Raw genomic sequence first — 17,902 nt, 5'->3', positions numbered from 1 at the left:
CAATACATGTCTCTGATCAAACGGTTGGATAGGTATAATATGGGTGTTCCTGAGCAACTCCACCAATTTAAATGGAAAGCTTTGCAGGAGAGCCCTTTCCGTTTTTACAGGGGTACTTGTCATTTATTTGCAGAGGACTTTGCTAAGCTGTACAAAAACAAACCAAAGATCAGAACATGGACGTGTGGCGATGCGCACTTTGAAAACTTCGGGTCTTATAAAGGAGATAACCGCCAGGTGTATTTCGACATTAATGATTTTGACGAGGCCTTTCTGGGCAGCCCCGAGACAGAACTCACCCGCTTCATTACCAGCATAATTGTTGCCGCCGCGCAAATGAATGTGGCTCATGTGAAAGTACACAAAGCCATACACGATATACTGGACACCTATACCGCAACCATAGCCAAACGCAAGGCCATGATGCTGGAGTCTGAAGTTGCTTACGGAGAATTTAAAAAGTATTTCGGCCAGATGAGCACCATGAACAGGGATGCATTTATTGCCAAAAGAACCGTAAAAGAAAAGGGCGTACTTAAATTAAAGACTGATGGTAAGCGCTACCTGCCCATGGACAAAGACAGGAAGATCGCCTTATTCGAAAGCATCACTCCCCTGCTTACCAAAAGTCCAAAGTACAGTCAGATGGTGTTTGAAGATGCAGCCATCCGCATAGCCGGCACTGGCAGCCTGGGGCAAAACCGCTATTGCATGCTCTTCTTCTCTAAAGCCAAGGGCAAGCAATACCTCATTGACGTAAAAGAGTCAAGGCCCTCTTGCTACCTCGAATCAACAACTATAAAACAACCCCGTTTCAAAAACGACGCTGAGCGCATCATTACTACCGGCAACCTCATGCAGTTTACCCCACCAGCCTTCATAGTGCCACACAAAATGGCCGACAATTGGTACGTTGTAAAGGAGCTGCAACCCTCATCCGATAGAATGTCATTAGAATATTTCGATCAGGATTTTAGCCGATTAAGTGAAGTAGCGAAAGAAATGGCCCGCCTGTTAGCCTACGCACACCTGCGTAGCAGCGGAAACTTCACCGCATCAACTACCGACGAATTAGTAAAATTTGCCAAAAAACAACAATGGCAAAGAGACATTTTAGACCTTAGCGGTACACTGGCTATCAAGAACCAGAAGTACTATAAAATGTTTTGTGACCGGCAGGCGGTCAGTCGTTAATGACTCGAGAACAAAAAACTCAGTAGTAGCACGCTTTGAATAATATAAACTATGAATGGCTAGTCACCAGACACCTCTGGTTGAGACGCATTGTCACCCTGAGTTTTTATCGAAGGGTGCGTCTCCAAAGCGGCTGAGAAAAATCAAAAATCCCCATCAACTGAGCGTATGCGTGATCACAAACAACGATACACTACCAATTAATATCCACAATAACACACCCTGCAAAATTGGCTTAAACCCTACCTGCCTTATAGTAGTCAACGACAATCCCGACCCGATCAGGAAAAGCGTCACCACCAGTCCTTTCTTGCCTATCAGATACAGGTAGTTAAAGAAAGTTTCAGAGTGAGCTGCAAATGGGCCACGCAGATCTATCTTGCTATTCAGCGCAGGAACATAAACCGGCAGATAAGTAGACACTACTATTGCAATGATAAAGTAGAATATGAAATAAGGCAGCTTTAGCTTCTTGCCGGTATTCTTCTGAAAGTATGCCGTGATCAAAGCAATGGGTATGATCCACAAAGCGCGCTCCAGTTTTATGGTTGTTGCTATAGTTAGTGCCTCATTGCCCATGGTATCTTTATAGTTACTGGCAGCTCCAACTACCGAGCTGGTATCATGTATGGCAATAGCACACCACGTTCCAAACTGCTCTGCCGACATATTCAGGTAGTGACCTATAGAAGGAAAGATCAGTAAGGCAATAGAATTAAGAATAAACACAGTCCCAAGCGATACGCTTATTTCCTGGTCGTTTGCATCAACAATTGGCGCTACAGCAGCAATGGCACTGCCACCGCATATAGCAGTACCATTAGAAATAAGGAAAGATGTCTTCTTGTCAATTTTCAACCATTTACCCAAAAAGTAGCCAACAACCAGTGTAAGTATAATAGTGGTAATGGTAAATACAAACCCCTTGCTACCTGCTTTCATGGCATGTTCCAGATCCAGGTGGAAGCCCAATAGCACTACAGATATCTGCAGCAACATAGTAGTGGCTTTCTTATTCTGCTTAATATAGGGGTGGCCTATAATGATGGCCACCATTAATCCCAATAACAAAGCAATAGGAGCACTGACGTAAACAGGCATACCCGGCACTGCATCAAGCGGTAATACAATACAAAGTCCCAATAAAATGATAAAAATTACCTTGCGAAATTGGTCAGGTATTGTAATTAATGTATTTTTCATCGGCGCAAAGATAATATTATGGTTAGCAATTTTCTACCTGCTGTAGATAAGGACAAAATAAATGTCGCATATAAAAATGCGATGTATGACGAACTCTATGAAATGCTGGTAGAACCCCTCCACGAAGAGTTATACAAAAGGCAATCATTCGACTTTATGGATGATCTTTCTCCGGGTCAGCAACTACTGCTCGGTTACGATTATCTCCGCACTCAGGTAGTGCAGGGGGGCTTTATCCAGTTTATACAAAATGGATATATAGGACTAATGCCCTCGCTTATCGAACAACTCAATATGGTTGGCGCTTTTGAAATGGCCATAGTGCTAGATGATGTTTTGAAGGTATATGTGCTCAATATGGAACAGTTGGGCCGTACCACTACAGTAGAAGAGTTTGCCCGCCTGTATGAAGAATTTATAGAGTTTGAGATCATTGATCAGCGATATGCCAACCTTAACCTGGCTACGGAAAAATTGATGCTTGACTATGCAGTTTCACACCTCCAAGAGTTTATTGCGACTTGATACACCTATAAAAATTGTCATTTCACCCCTAATACAGGCCTCATCACGTCATTATTCATGTAGAATATATATATTTACATACTTATTATCACATACACATAATTTTCTCTACCCTGTTATAATACACTATATGCATCGCAAAATATTTTGCTATTTTCGGTATGTCGTTTCTGCATTGTTATTATTGTGCCTTAGCTCAAACGCGTTCGCATCTCATATAGTTGGATTAGATCTTTTTTACACCTGGGTAAATGGCAATACCTATAAGATTACCCTCATCGCTTATGGCGACTGTGGACCGGCTTCATCCAGTGCATTTGCATCATTGCCTTCCGCGGTTCCTAAGATCTGTATTTTCGATGGCAATACTTCAATAAGTTCATTTAACCTTACCATACAGGCACCAACTGCGGGTGTAGAAATAACCCCGGTATGTCCAGCTGATATCAATAATACACAGTGCACCAACACATCCAACGCCATTCCCGGCATTAAGAAGTTTGTCTATACAGGCACTTACACTGTTCCCTATGCCTCTTCAGTTTGGCGTTTTGTTTATTATGGATACATGGGCGGATCTGCAGGCGGTGCAGGTAGGGCTGCAGCAATTACCAACATTCTTAGTGGCACTGTCACTGAATTGGTAGATACCCTGAACAATACTATTACACACAATTCCAGTCCCATACTTACTGTTGTACCCACTCCTTTCTTTTGCCTCAATAACAACGACAATTACAATCCGGGCGCAGTAGATGCCGATGGAGATAGTTTATCATTTGCACTAGTTGCCGGCAGGGGTGGTTCACCCGGCGGTGGCGGCGTTTCTGCCACTTGTGCTACTTCAGGCGATCCGGTCTACATTCCACCTTACACAGCAACCGCTCCACTGGCTGCCACTACCTTTTCATTCGACTCTCACACCGGGCAGATATCCTTTTTCCCTAATGCACTGCAGCGATCGCTGGTCGTATATAATGTACGTGAGTATAGAAATGGCGTATTCGTAGGTTCCAGCCAACGCGAAATGACCTTCCTTGTGCTGACATGCACCAATACCGGCCCTACAGGCGCATTTACAACTACAACAAATGGTGTCATAGATGATTCCATACATTTTCATATTTGCCAGAATTCCGGACCTTTTACCCTGAATATTTTTCCTACCGAAGCCAATCCGCTAAACAATATAACCGTATCCGCATCAGGATTGCCTACCGGAGCGGTTTTTAATGTTATCAATAATGGCACACCTACACCACAGGTAAACATAACATGGACCTCTACAAGTATTGCCCTTGGATCGTACATTTTTTACATTACTTACACCGACGATAACTGTCCGCTATCCAGTACCCAGACACTCGCTTATACCATCACCGTTTCTCCATCGCCAAGTTTGACAGGAACTATAATATCGCCCGCTACGTGTTTAAGAAAGGCGTTTATTTCCGTTACGCCATCTGGTCTCGGCTCCCCATGGACCATACTTGTATCACGCCCTCCCGCAGATACCTTTCAAACATTCCCCGGTTTATTTGGTACAATTACAGATAGTCTTGTTCCCAATACTTACACAATAACAGTGCGTGGTTCAGGCGCTTATGGCTGCATGACATCAATTCCTATCAATATTGCCGCACCTGTTGCACCGGCTATTACTGGTACATTTACCAATCCCACCTATTGCGGATTAGCCAATGGAACAATTACGCTGTCTGGCATTGCTGCCAGCGCTACAGTATCTATAAGCTATACGCTTAACGGAGCTTTACAGCCATCCATTGTAAGAACAGCAACGGCAGGTGGCATAGTTGTGCTCACCGGCTTATTGTCCGGTGTATACAGCGATTTCATTATCACTTACGGCAATTGCCTGTCAACACCTATAGGACCATTCCTGTTGGCCAATCCACCTGTTCCACCAATAACAGTAACCTTCACAAACCCTACTTATTGCGGACACAATGATGGAACCATTAAGATCTATCACCTTCACCCCGGATATGTAGATACCATCAAGTTTACCTACAATGGCATCATACAACCACCACAAATATTCACCGTAGCCGCTGACTCTACCGTTACAATTGTGAACCTATATGCCGGTGTTTACACCAATATATCAGCCACATATGGCCAGTGTGCTTCAAGCCCGGTAGGTCCTGTAACCTTGGTAAATCCACCCATCCCTACGCCTACATTTACTTTCGTTAACCCAAGCTATTGTGGTCATTATGACGGAAGTATAACTGTAAGTAACCTACACCCCGGCGATGCAGATACCATCAGGTATTTCCTCAATGGCGTATTGCAACCTGTATTGATACTCACTGTAAATGCTGCCGGCAGCATTGTCATACCAAACCTTGGCGCAGGATTATACACTAACATTACGGCTACTTTCGGACCATGTGTTACCACACCTTTGGGACCTGTAACATTAGTTAACCCACCAATACCTGTACCAACTGCAACATTCATCAACCCTAGTTATTGCGGGCATAACGATGGCAGCATTACCATTAGCGGACTACATGCGGGCGATGCCGATACTGTAAAATATTACCTGAATGGTGTACTACAGCCATTTGTAGTGCTCACCGTATCAGCATCGGGTACTGTAACAATAACCGGACTTGGTGCGGGTGTTTATACCAACATCATCACTACCTACGGCCCATGTGCTACCCCTGCTATTGGCCCTTATACATTGGTTAATCCACCCATACTGGCTACATCAGGTACATTCACCAACCCAAGTTATTGCGGTCACTTTGACGGAACCATAACGATCAGCAACCTGCATCCGGGTGATCTCGATACCATCAAATTCTATAAGAACGGTATCTTGCAACCCTTCCAGACTTTTGTTGTATCTGCCGCCGGTACTGTAACCTTAACCGGACTTGGCGCAGGTGTGTACACAAACATCACTGCCACCTATGCCAATTGTGTGACCACTCCTATCGGACCGATCACCCTCACCAATCCTCCGCTACTCATTCCAACGGCCACATTCACCAACCCAAGCTATTGCGCTGCACGTGACGGTAAAATAACAATAAGCAATCTTTATCCAGGCGATGCGGACACGATTAAGTACACATTGAACGGAGTGCCTCAACCACCTATAGTATTGTTGGTTTCCGCAGCAGGCACCGTAGTGTTGACCGGTCTGGATCAGGGCGTATACAGTAATATATTTGCAGTATTCAGTACATGCGCTACTGCTACCGTAGGTCCATTCACATTGGTCAATCCGCCATTTACACTACGCAAGGTTACCTATACCGATCCTACTAAGTGCGGATTCTGCGACGGAACCATTACTTTATTGGGTTTACATCCATCACAAATAGACACGATCAAATACTCCTTGAATGGTGTACCTCAGCCGCTTATCAGCGTGAACATCCCATCAGATAGCACTGTAGTTATTCCTAATCTTTGTGAAGGCATCTATTCAAATATTTTCGCCTATACAACTGCTGCCTGCGTATCTGCAACCTTTGGTCACGACACATTAGATGCCCCGCCTATTATTCCCGGCTTTAATTATGTGCTCACGAAAAATTGTAAGGGCGATACCATCGTTTGTACGAACACCTCATGGCCGGCATCAGACCTTACCTATACGTGGTATTGGGGCGATGGCACTACAAGTACAGCAACTAATCCTACTCACGTATACACTACTCCGGGCGTATATGATATAAAGCTGGTCATCACCAACACCAGGTGTATAGATAGCATCACAAAGTCAATTAACCTCGACAACCTTGTCAATGCACACTTCACTGCTAACCCCGACAGTTTCGTTTGTATAGGCAGGCCTGTTACTTTCACCAACACCTCTTTGGGTACATCGCTCAATTACAATTGGGTGTTTGGCGATGGTACTACATCTGGCGCAACTAATTATATACACACCTACACTACCCCTGGCATCTATAATGTAGTGCTTGCCGTTTCTAATTTTGTTCCTTGCTTTGATACTGCCAGTAAGGTACTGGAAGTAGACCCTATAAGCGGTGTTGGTCTGGCATCCAGCGATAGCGTGCTATGTAAAGGAGGCGCTATAACATTTGTAGGTCAGTATGACGCGCAAGGTAACACAGGCGTATTATGGACATTCAGCAATACAGATAGTATCCGCGATGTAAACCCTGTTACACACTCTTACGAGAATGCAGGCGTGTTTACCGTTACCATTAAGGCCATGTATCGCGCATGCCCTGATACTACAGCAAGCATTAAGATCAACGTGATACCGTACCCGCTGATAGACCTTGGCCCCGATACTGCCATATGCCTGGGTGCTAGTATACCGCTGGTATTATATGATTACCGCAATGCCATGAACCCTAATGCTCGTTGGGTGTGGAACACCGGTGAGACCACTCCGCAAATATCAATAGCAGAGCCAGGCACCTATACCGCCACAGTAAATATTGGTGGTTGCGAATCATCTGACGATGTAAATATCGGCAACGATTGCTATCTGAATATCCCGAATGTATTCTCTCCTAATGGCGACGGTATCAATGATTACTTCCTGCCACGTGAACTGCTTTCAAGAGGGTTGACACAATTCAGAATGGGCATCTATAACCGTTGGGGCAACCTGATCTTTGAAACTACCAGCGTAGATGGCCGCGGATGGGATGGCATGTATAACAACGAACCACAACCCGAAGGTGTATTTGTCTACTCCATTGACGCCACATTCAAAGATGGCCAGAAAGAACATCACCAGGGTAATCTGACATTGCTGAGGTAATAGCAACAAGCACGTAGAGATTGCATAATTGCGTCTCCACATAGCACAATTGGTGATGGACGCTTTACTGATGTATATAATGTAGATACAGTTCCCTACCGCTTAGGAGACGCAATTATGCTTCTCTACCAGAGTAGTTTGATTACCGTTGCGGTTGAATTTTGCCCTCAAAATCCCTTCACAAAATCCATATCAAATTCCTCCAGGCTGTTCAGTTTAGCATCAGCTATGGAGAAACGGGGATCATTGAAATGTAGCGCATCGGGAACTACTACAACCTTCATACGTGCGGCCTTACCTGCTATCATACCATTTACAGAATCTTCCAGCACAAGGCACTCATGTGGTTTAGAATCAAGCAATTGCGCACAATGAAGAAACACAGCCGGGTGAGGCTTGCCCAACTCCACCGCATCTGCAGAAGTGATCACATCAAAATAATGAGTAAGCCCGAAATGAGCAATCAGTTCATCTATCATACGCCTGGCCGACGATGATGCCAGGCCTATCTTATAATTATTGGCCCTCAATAATTGTAATGATTGCTCTACTCCCTTCAGCACAATACCGTGCTTTTTAGAAGAGTCTATAATATCTTCTAATATCTCATCAGCAACTTCCCGGGCGGTCTTACCCTCCCAGGGATAATGTATGGCCCAATGGTCGGTAACCTCGTATATGCGCAGCCCGGTAGTTTCTTTAAACTGTTTGGCGGTAATATTAATATTGTTGTTACCTGCTATGCGCAGCATACTCTCTCCCCATAGTGGCTCCGTATCCAGTAACAGGCCATCCATATCATATATAACTGTAGTGATCATTTCGCTGCAAAAATAGGTGGTAATGGTGGTATGGTAAAAGTTAAAAATCTACTTTGTAACCTAACATCATAAAGACAATATTGAATTGCTATGCTGACCGAAGTCAATACTCTTCGCTTAGCATCCGTTTCATTTGTTTTTTGTGAATAGACTACGTCGAGCTGGGGAGGGGTAATTTTCGTGAGCGAAAAGTATGTAGATTCACGTTATGAAAATTGTTCACATTATTGTGTTGTTGTGTCTCGTGTATATTGTAGTCATTGCACAACCAAAGAAGCTCCCTGAAACAAAATTTCACGGTCCCCCAAGACATCACAATGACATAGACAGTTCACTAACGGTTCGGCTATCTGGTTTTGATGTTGAATGCACCAGACAGGACTTCATTAAAGATGTTTTAAACGGCTTAGTCGTACTTTCTCCAGACAACCGAAGCAAAGTTGGCTATTATGAACTTTCGCACTTGGTCGGCCATGGTAATTATGTACCCGGCCAAATCATTGATGGCAACTTGATTCCCAAGCAATTGATAGAGCAAATAAACCTGGCAGAGCGAAGTCATTTGTTCTTCGAAAATATTATGGTACTTAAACCTGGCGATAGTATATGTTATAGAGCGCCCAACTTTAACTTAATCGTAAGGTGACTGTAAAATACAAAACGCGCATCACACCGGTATGCTGAGCAAAGTCTACCGACTTAGCTCGACTGGTAAGAAATCTCGCGATTCCCCTAAACAAGTTACCAATATAATTACAAACCACATGCCCATCAGCCAACTTTCCTAAAGATATCCACATTTTGTTAATGTTCTTTTCCATATTACAATGCCATTGTAAATTGCACCCGATACCAACAATCACTTTATGCGTCTAATAAGGCATCAAGCTGTTCCTTTCACTTGAAAATTATTGTCTCAAACTAGCAAGAACTGGCGGAAAAGTGCAGAAAAACTGCGGAAAACTGCGGAAACTGGCAATTTCTGAAAACAGCGGAAACACCCTACCACAAAGAAACAGGTAGGAAACGCACCAAAAAAAACTGCCGGAAACGCAAAAAACACACATTGGCGGAAAACCACCCAACAACACCAGACAATCAATAAAAAATCTAATGCAACACAATAGTTCATAGCCCACCAAATCGCTCTCCGCACTTTCGCTCCCAGCCCTCATTTTATCGGGCACGATCGGGCATCCCCCAAAATCACAACCACATGAAAAACAACAACTTACACCAAACCGATGCCCGATTAAAATTTCATTTCCATCGGGCATCACCATAAATTTCAAGACAACGGCGGCCGAACTAGAAGCGTTGGCTGAGCTTGCGAAGAGCGGTCTGGCCAACCACAACAATGCGCAGCCTGGCTCCTTTTGCGTGCGGAGCTTGTCATCCTGAGTTTATCGAAAGCCTTCGGGATGCCGCTTTCCCTGCCTGCCGGCAGGCAGGTTTGTTTCTTTTGGAGTTTATCCCGCTTATTGCGGGACGGCTGCACAAAGAAAGAAAATAAGCGGTTGGATAAAGCAACTGAGCACAACCAAACACCCATCGGGCACAATCGGGCATAACCCAAAACCACAACCAAATGACAACCAACAACTTACACAACCCCAATGCCCGATTAGAATTTCATTTCCATCGGGCATCACCCACGAATCACCTCCGCGTTCGCCGCTGTTGTGTCTTCTGACTAACAGCCATCGGACCGGTCCTCTTTAAAAAAGCATCAATCGGGCATCCTTAAATCCTATAAATCATGGTTCAGACAACCCATCGGGCAAGTTACCGGGAAATAAACATCAAATCTTGGCGCGCTCCAAAACCTAATAGCCTTTGCGTTCTTTGCTATACCCCTCATTAATTCATAGCCCATCATTCAATCACTGCCATCACAGTTCAGACAGTTCAACCCACCAAAGTGAAAAATAGGGGGAATTTTTAGGGTGATACCACCTACATATGCCGCCAATGACTATTTTTGACGCAAATTTCAACAAATTATGAAGCGAAATGCTTTTTATAGCCTGCTGTTGGGAGCTTCTATGCTCACCATGAGTGCACAGCAAGCTAAAGCCACCATTAAATTTACCGAATACAATTTGCCCAACGGGCTTCACGTGATCCTACAGGAAGACCACTCTACACCTATAGTAGCGGTTTCGGTTATGTACCATGTAGGTTCTAAAAACGAAGATCCGCAGCGCACGGGTTTCGCTCACTTCTTTGAGCACCTGTTGTTCGAAGGTAGTGATAACATCAAGCGTGGTGAATACATGAAATTCATTCAGGCAGCCGGTGGCCAGTTGAACGCCAACACAACGCAGGATCGTACGTTCTATTTTGAAATATTGCCATCTAACCAGCTGGAAATGGCTTTGTGGATGGAGTCTGAGCGCATGCTGCATGCCAAGATCGATGATATTGGTGTGGAAACACAGCGTAAAGTAGTAAAGGAAGAAAAGAAGCAGAGCTATGACAACCGTCCGTATGGCCAGTTGATCAATGTGATCTTCGAAAACGCTTACACTACCTACCCTTACAAATGGAGCCCTATTGGTAAGGAACAATATATAGACCAGGCTACACTGGGCGAGTTCATGAACTTCTACAAGACGTTCTATGTACCTAACAATGCGGTATTGGTTATCTCAGGTGATTTCACCGAAGAGCAGGCAAAGAACCTGATAGCTAAGTACTATGGCGATATACCTAAGGGTACTATGGCTATACCCCGCCCTACTGTTGTAGAGCCGGAGCAGAAAGCTGAAAAGCGCGTTAACTTCTATGATAACGTTCAGTTGCCTGCAGTTATAGTGGCTTACCACACCCCTAAGCAGGGCACTGACGATTACTATGCTATACAGCTGTTGACTCAGTTGTTATCTCAGGGTAAGAGCTCACGCTTTGAAAAGGAAATAGTAGACAAGCAGCAGAAAGCCGTACAGGCAGCAGCGTTCGATCTGGGCAATGAAGCACCGGGCCTGAACATAATGCTGGGTATTGCTAACGTAGGTATCAAGGCAGCAGACCTGGAGCAGTCTATGCTTGCGGAAATAGAAAAAGTAAAGAAAGACGGTATCACAGAAGAAGAGTACATAAAGTTGCAGAACCAGGCCGAAAGTGATTTCATCAGCCAGAACCAGAAAGATATTGGTGTGGCTACTAACCTGGCTACTTATTATACTTTCCAGGGCGATGCTAACCTGATCAATACAGAGCTGGACCGCTATAAGAAAGTAACTAAGGAAGATATAAAGAGAGTTGCCAACAAGTACCTGACCAAGGAAAACCGCCTGGTAGTTTACTACCTGCCTAAGAGCGAAGAGAACAAGGGCAAGGACACAGGAACTCCTAAAGCCTCAACAAAGGCACCTGTAACAACAGATAAGGCAGCACCAAAAAAGAAATAATCACAACAATTAATCAGCCTGCGGGCTTTAAAATATTCGAAATGAAAAAAGTAACATTAAGCATACTCTCTATAGCACTTTGCGGTGCTACGTGGGCACAGCAGCTTGATCGCAGTATTAAGCCGAAGCCCGGTCCGGCTCCGGAAATAAAACTGGGAAAGACAGAGAGCTTCACACTACCTAATGGCATGAAGGTATATGTGGTTGAAAACCACAAATTGCCGGTTATCTCTTGCAGCATTCAGCTGGATATTAAGCCTGAGCTGGAAGGCGACATGGCCGGATACCGCGATATGATGTCTGAGCTATTATTGTCAGGCACAAAAACACGCACAAAAGATCAGCTGAATGCCGAGATCGACAAGATGGGTGCGAACATCAACGTTAATTCAGAAGGCATATCTGGTAGCGGATTGAAGAAGTACCAGGATAAGATATTTGAATTGATGGCCGACGTGGCTATGAATGCATCTATCCCGCAGAGCGAACTGGATGCCGAAAAGAAGAAAGCACTATCGGGCCTGGAAACACAGAAGAACGATGGTGATGCAATGGTAAATAACGTAAGCGCTGTTGTGAACTTTGGTAAGAATCACCCTTATGGTGAAGTAGCTAATGAAGCAACGATCAGCAAAATATCGCTGGATCGCGTAAACCGCTACTACCAGACTTACTTCCGTCCTAACGTAGCCTATATGGCAATTGTAGGCGACGTAACTGTAGCAGAAATTAAGCCGATCATAGAGAAGTATTTTGGCGGATGGGCCAAGCAGGACGTTCCTGTTAGTGCATATACTATCCCCGAAATTGCTACTACTAAGCTGACGAAGGTATCTTTTGCACCACGTACTGCAGCTGTGCAAAGCGTAGTAAGCGTTACTTACCCTGTAGACCTGAAGCCGGGTTCTGCTGATGCTATCAAGGCTCGTGTAGCTAACACCGTATTGGGTGGCGGTTCACAGGGCCGTCTGTTCCTTGATCTTCGTGAGAAGCACGCATGGACTTATGGTGCGTACTCTTCTTTGCAGGAAGATAACCTGATGGGTACTTTTTCTGCAACTGTAAAGTGCCGCAACATAGTATCTGACAGCTCGGTAGAAGCCTTGCTTGACGAAATGAAGTCTATGCAGACAATGCGTGTACCTGATACTGCTTTGCAGAATTCAATCACTTACCTGTCAGGTGGTTTCGCAATAGGTTTGGAAGATCCTAAGCGTGTTGCACAGTATGCTATCAACATTGAGCGTTACAATATGCCAAAAGATTTCTATCAGAACTACCTGAAGAACCTGAGCGCAGTAACTGCAGATGATGTAATGGCCGTAGCTAAGAAGTACATTCGCCCTGACCATGCTAACATAGTTGTAGCGGGTAGCAAAGACGATGTAGCGCCTAAGTTGGCTCGTTTCTCTGCCGATGGCAAGATCGATTATTATGACAATGTTGGTAACCCGGTTACCCCTTCTGAAACAAAGGCAGTTCCTGCTAATGTCACAGCAGCTGACGTATATAAGAAATATATAGCGGCTATAGGTGGTGAAAAAGCTATCAATGGCATCAAAGATATCAAGCTGACCATGACGGCTGAAATACAGGGTACTCCATTGACTATCGTTGAAGCAAAGAAAGCACCTAACATGTACAAGCAAACTATCTCTATTAGCATGGGCGAAAATAGCATGGTAGTACAGAAGCAAGTATTTGATGGCACTAAGGGATATGGCGAATCACAAGGCAAGAAGAACGACATCACCGGTGATGATCTTGAAGATGTAAAGCAGAGTGCTGATATTGCCGCTGACCTGCACGATGCTAAATATGGCATCAAGCGCACGCTGAAAGGCATGGAAAATGTTAAGGGCAAGGAAACTTATGTGCTGAACATTGTAGATAAGAAAGGTAAGAAATCAACTGAGTATTATGATGCTGCTACCAACCTGTTGGTAAGAAAGATATCAGGCGAAGGTGAAAAGCAGGAAATGACAGATTATGATGATTACAAAGAAGTACCTGGCACCAATGGTTACAAGGTAGCTTACAAGATCAGCCAAACTGCCGGCGGACAAACCTTTGACGCAACTGTAAAGAGCGTAGAAGTAAACAAGAACATACCTGCAACTGAGTTTAAATAGCAGCAGCTATTAAATTTAGTTTGAAAAGAGGCGGGCGGTGCCCGCCTCTTTTTTGTCTTCGCAGTTTGTCTGAATCCGGATGGTCAGGATAAAAGGAAAATAAGGATCGTTTGAGTGAGTAGTAAACAAATACACCCCGGTGCCGTGCGGGGGTAAGCTCAGCCCCTACAAGTATTGCATTAATAGTTGACAATAAAATTAGTGGCAGTTTATTATTAGTTATTAAATTTGGTTCGCGACAAGTAAATCCAGTTCAATGAATGCTCTGTTTAATAAGAAGGCGATAATTATAGCCGTCCTATGTATTGTTACTTTTATCTGCTTTAGTTATACCCGGCATAACCAGTTTACCAATTGGGATGATGATTACTATGTAACCAATGACCCATACATAAAGGCATTGACGTGGGATAACCTGAAGGTGATCTTCACCGAAGACATCACGAAGAACAACTACCACCCGCTTTGTATGCTATCGCTGGCATTCAACTATTACTTCTCGGGCCTCAATCCAGAATCTTACTACCTCACCAGTATATTCATACACATTGCCAACGTAGTATTGGTTTTCTTTCTTTTCTGGGGGCTCTGTTCACTAATAAAGGTATCTGATAAGGGTAAACTCTTCATAGCCGGTTTTGGCGCCTTGTGGTTCGGCATACACCCGATGCACGTGGAGTCTGTAGCCTGGATCGCCGAACGTAAAGACGTACTCTATGCATTCTTTTACGTGTTAGGGTTGCTCGCCTACCTCAGGTTTATTAATGAGGGCCATAAGAAATGGTACTGGTTAACGCTGCTGGCATTTATTGCATCCTGCCTTTCTAAGCCTATGGCGGTAGTGTTCCCTATGTCGCTGCTTTGTATAGATGTGCTGGCCAAAAGGAAATTTTCACAGAAACTGGTGCTTGAAAAGGTCATCTTCTTTGCCATATCTCTTTTATGCGGCGGCTTTGCATTTTATACTCAGAATAAGACAGGGGCCGTGGCTGCGTTCAGCACACTAAGTATACAAGAGCGGTTCATGTATGCCTCTTATGGCTTTGTTATGTACCTGTCCAAGCTGTTTAACCCTACTTACCTGTCTACCTTCTACCCTTATCCCTACAGGTTTACATCGGGGTATCTGCCTTCTATATTTTACCTGGCACCGTTCATATCTATTGCTTTTGTAACGCTTCCATTGGTCATCACCTGGAAGACATACAGGGAATACTTCCCTGTGGTTGCTTTTGGCATAGGGTTCTTTGTGGTGAATGTGATGTTTGTATTGCAATTCATATCAGTTGGCGCAGCTATCATGTCAGACAGGTATTCATATGTAGCGTATATAGGATTGCTTTTCTTATTGGCCTTTTTAATAAACGAAGCCATAAGGATAATCCCATCTAAAAAGTGGATAATTAGTGTTGCGGCCACAGCATATTCTGCAATACTGATCAAGCTGTGCTACGAGCGTTTTTCTCTTTCGTTGAACGAATATTCCAACGCAACTTATATTGGCCTTTTGCTCCTTCTGATAATGTCAATAATTCAGCTCACAAAAAAAGCACCATCATTTAAACAGATAATTATTGCAACAGTATTGGTAGCTTCAGTGCTGCTCGGTAAACTGTGCTATGAGCGCACCTTTGTATGGCACGATGCAGAAACACTGCTGTCCGATGCGATAGCCAAATATCCATACCGTGCATTGCTTTCCTACAAATGGCTGGGCAACTACTATTTCGATAAAGGCGAATTAGACAAAGCCATGGATAACTACAACGTGTTGGTGACCCTGCACATGAATGACAAAAGAGTAAATGCTAAAATCGACCAGATCAACCTATTGAAAAGCGGCACTGCGGGAGGAATGATTCCGGTAAATGCCACCAACAGACCTATTGACCCTCAGTTCCAAGTGCACCTGGACAGTTCATTGAACTTCACCCGAACCGGCGATAGTATCAATGCATTTAAGCAATATATACAAGCGCTACGGTATAACACAACTGTGGAAAAGACCTATGCTGAGACCGCATTTAAGAGTGTGCAGGCAGGCCAAAACGATGCAGCCATACTGCAATACAATGTATTATTGAAGATAAGCACGTCGAACCCCTATTACTATTTCTATCGCGGCGTAGCGGAGTTTAGCAAGAACAAAATGAAACTGGCCATTGAAGACTGGGAAACAGCAGTAAAAATGCCATCGAAAGAAATACAGCAATCGGCATCTTACAACCTATCAGTAGCCTACGATTCTGTAGGCAACGCCGCTGCGGCCTATAAATATGTTCAGATGGCCAGGAGCGTGGGCTATACTGTAAAGGATGAGTTTGCTGAGAAGCTGAGGAAGAAGGCGAAGAAATAATTCAGAAGAGAGAGAGAGAGAGAGAGAGAGAGAGAGAGAACATGCCGAGAAATATTGATATTGTCCCTAATTTCTGAATCGATTGATAGCTAAATTGTCGAATTATCAAATAGCTGAATTGACTACCTTTGGCACAACGTATGCGTAACCTGCTGTTCAACATCATTCTTGCCCTTAGGGCTATAAGCACTAATAAGTTGCGGTCGGGCATAACCATTGCGGTAATTGGATTGGGCATTACCGCACTTGTAGGCATTCTTACGGGCATACAGGTAATGAAAGTAGCCATCAGCTCCAGTTTCAGTAGCATGGGGGTAAACAGCTTCCAGCTGACCAGCGATGTGATAAAGAAAAAGAGACATAATGGCGGTGTAAACATATCTTATACAGAGGGATCGAGCATTACCTATACCGAGGCAAAGCTGTTTAAGGAACGATATAAATTTCCGGCTACAGTAGGAATATCTATGAGTGGTAGCCAGATAGCCACGGTGGTATACGGTAGTGAAAAGACAAATCCGAATACCAATATAACAGGAGCCGATGAAGCATACCTGGCAGTAAATGACACCAAATTATTTGCCGGCAGAAACTTTACTGCAAGCGAGGTGCAGTCGGGCACTTATGTATGCATGCTTGGCGATGGCGTTGCAAAAAAACTGTTTAAGAACCGCATGGCGAGCGCCATAGATAAAGAAGTAACTATTGGTGGTATAAGGTGCAAGGTTATTGGCATAATGGCGTCGAAAGGGTCGAGCATGTTCATGAACAGCGACAACAATGTGATCATACCGTTGAACACCGCAAGGCAGATATATGGCGGAGAGAACTCTTACCTCATCAGCGTATCGGTACCCATGATAGGTATGAAAGCATTTGCCGCGGAAGAAGCCGAAGGTATCTTCAGGGTAATACGCAGACTGCCACTCAATACAGAGAACAACTTCAGCATAGCACAAAACAGCGACCTGGTGAATATGGTGATAGAAAATACTACCTATATACAAGTTGCGGCTATAGTTATTTGCATTATTACCTTGCTTAATTCTATTATTGGATTGATGAATATAATGCTGGAGTCGGTATCTGAACGAACTCGTGAGATCGGCGTTAGTAAGGCATTGGGTGCGCGTTCTTCCTACATTAGGGGACAGTTCCTTACCGAAGCGGTATTGATCAGCCTGATGGGTGGTGCTGCAGGTGTGATAGTGGGTGTGCTGATGGGTAACATAGTCGGGCTCATCTTCCATGTAGGCTTTGTAGTACCCTGGCTATGGATATTGCTTGGCGTAGGCCTGTGTGCTATTGTTGGTGTAATTTCAGGTATATACCCTGCTATAAAAGCATCAAAACTCGATCCTATTGTGGCGCTCAGATATGAATAGCCTTGCTAAGTCAAAACTTAAAAGTAAAAAGTCAAAACCTTTCCTATTCGCGAAATGGCCAAGTGTGTTTTAAAATGTATACAGGAACAA

9 protein-coding genes are annotated in these 17,902 nt (G+C 44.1%); 7 read left to right on the top strand and 2 right to left on the bottom strand.

Annotation, left to right across the window (positions count from 1 at the left end; genetic code table 11):
- Positions 1-6 precede the first annotated feature (6 nt).
- Entirely contained in the window at positions 7-1,194 is a 1,188-nt protein-coding gene (locus CJD36_RS03060) for a DUF2252 family protein (protein WP_105037626.1), read from the top strand.
- 156 nt (positions 1,195-1,350) lie between these two features.
- Here CJD36_RS03060 and CJD36_RS03055 read toward each other — a convergent pair whose 3' ends face one another.
- On the bottom strand, positions 1,351-2,397 hold the full coding sequence (locus CJD36_RS03055; protein ID WP_105037625.1) for a YeiH family protein: 1,047 nt from the start codon (positions 2,395-2,397) through the stop codon (positions 1,351-1,353).
- A gap of 18 nt (positions 2,398-2,415) precedes the next feature.
- Here CJD36_RS03055 and CJD36_RS03050 point away from each other — a divergent pair, with 18 nt between their 5' ends.
- Both CJD36_RS03050 and CJD36_RS03045 read left to right on the top strand, forming a co-directional pair.
- On the top strand, positions 2,416-2,922 hold the full coding sequence (locus CJD36_RS03050) for a DMP19 family protein (RefSeq protein ID WP_105037624.1): 507 nt from the start codon (positions 2,416-2,418) through the stop codon (positions 2,920-2,922).
- 130 nt (positions 2,923-3,052) lie between these two features.
- Positions 3,053-7,705 carry a PKD domain-containing protein gene (locus tag CJD36_RS03045; protein ID WP_161499187.1) on the top strand — a complete coding sequence of 1,551 codons (4,653 nt, stop codon included), beginning with the start codon at positions 3,053-3,055 and terminating at the stop codon, positions 7,703-7,705.
- Between the two features lie 167 nt (positions 7,706-7,872).
- Here CJD36_RS03045 and hxpB read toward each other — a convergent pair whose 3' ends face one another.
- A complete protein-coding gene (hxpB, locus tag CJD36_RS03040; protein WP_105037622.1) occupies positions 7,873-8,526 on the bottom strand; it encodes a hexitol phosphatase HxpB in 654 nt (217 codons plus the stop codon).
- Positions 8,527-10,529: 2,003 nt separating this feature from the next.
- Here hxpB and CJD36_RS03030 point away from each other — a divergent pair.
- From CJD36_RS03030 to CJD36_RS03015, 4 genes are all read left to right on the top strand, one after another.
- Positions 10,530-11,939 (top strand): M16 family metallopeptidase, encoded by a 1,410-nt coding sequence (locus CJD36_RS03030; RefSeq protein WP_105037620.1) that lies wholly within the window; start codon positions 10,530-10,532, stop codon positions 11,937-11,939.
- Between the two features lie 41 nt (positions 11,940-11,980).
- On the top strand, positions 11,981-14,071 hold the full coding sequence (locus CJD36_RS03025) for a M16 family metallopeptidase (protein ID WP_105037619.1): 2,091 nt from the start codon (positions 11,981-11,983) through the stop codon (positions 14,069-14,071).
- A 256-nt stretch (positions 14,072-14,327) separates the two neighbouring features.
- Complete coding sequence (locus CJD36_RS03020; protein WP_105037618.1) at positions 14,328-16,427, top strand: hypothetical protein; 2,100 nt, start codon at positions 14,328-14,330, stop codon at positions 16,425-16,427.
- A gap of 128 nt (positions 16,428-16,555) precedes the next feature.
- The gene (locus tag CJD36_RS03015; protein ID WP_240609282.1) at positions 16,556-17,812 is read left to right on the top strand and encodes an ABC transporter permease; all 1,257 of its coding nucleotides are present in this window, start codon (positions 16,556-16,558) and stop codon (positions 17,810-17,812) included.
- Positions 17,813-17,902 lie beyond the last annotated feature (90 nt).

Origin of the sequence: Flavipsychrobacter stenotrophus (assembly GCF_002954265.1) — a bacterium.
In the GTDB taxonomy this organism is placed as follows: domain Bacteria; phylum Bacteroidota; class Bacteroidia; order Chitinophagales; family Chitinophagaceae; genus Flavipsychrobacter; species Flavipsychrobacter stenotrophus.
The sequence above is the reverse complement of the archived record's forward strand: the minus strand, read 5'-3'. Positions and strand labels throughout refer to the sequence as shown.

Excerpts from the sequence above, each read along its gene's own strand:
- CJD36_RS03020 (WP_105037618.1), top strand. The coding sequence starts at position 14,328 with ATGAATGCTCTGTTTAATAAGAAGGCGATAATTATAGCCGTCCTATGT.
- CJD36_RS03055 (WP_105037625.1), bottom strand. The coding sequence starts at position 2,397 with ATGAAAAATACATTAATTACAATACCTGACCAATTTCGCAAGGTAATT.
- CJD36_RS03030 (WP_105037620.1), top strand. The coding sequence starts at position 10,530 with ATGAAGCGAAATGCTTTTTATAGCCTGCTGTTGGGAGCTTCTATGCTC.
- hxpB (WP_105037622.1), bottom strand. The coding sequence starts at position 8,526 with ATGATCACTACAGTTATATATGATATGGATGGCCTGTTACTGGATACG.
- CJD36_RS03045 (WP_161499187.1), top strand. The coding sequence starts at position 3,053 with ATGCATCGCAAAATATTTTGCTATTTTCGGTATGTCGTTTCTGCATTG.
- CJD36_RS03050 (WP_105037624.1), top strand. The coding sequence starts at position 2,416 with ATGGTTAGCAATTTTCTACCTGCTGTAGATAAGGACAAAATAAATGTC.
- CJD36_RS03060 (WP_105037626.1), top strand. The coding sequence starts at position 7 with ATGTCTCTGATCAAACGGTTGGATAGGTATAATATGGGTGTTCCTGAG.
- CJD36_RS03025 (WP_105037619.1), top strand. The coding sequence starts at position 11,981 with ATGAAAAAAGTAACATTAAGCATACTCTCTATAGCACTTTGCGGTGCT.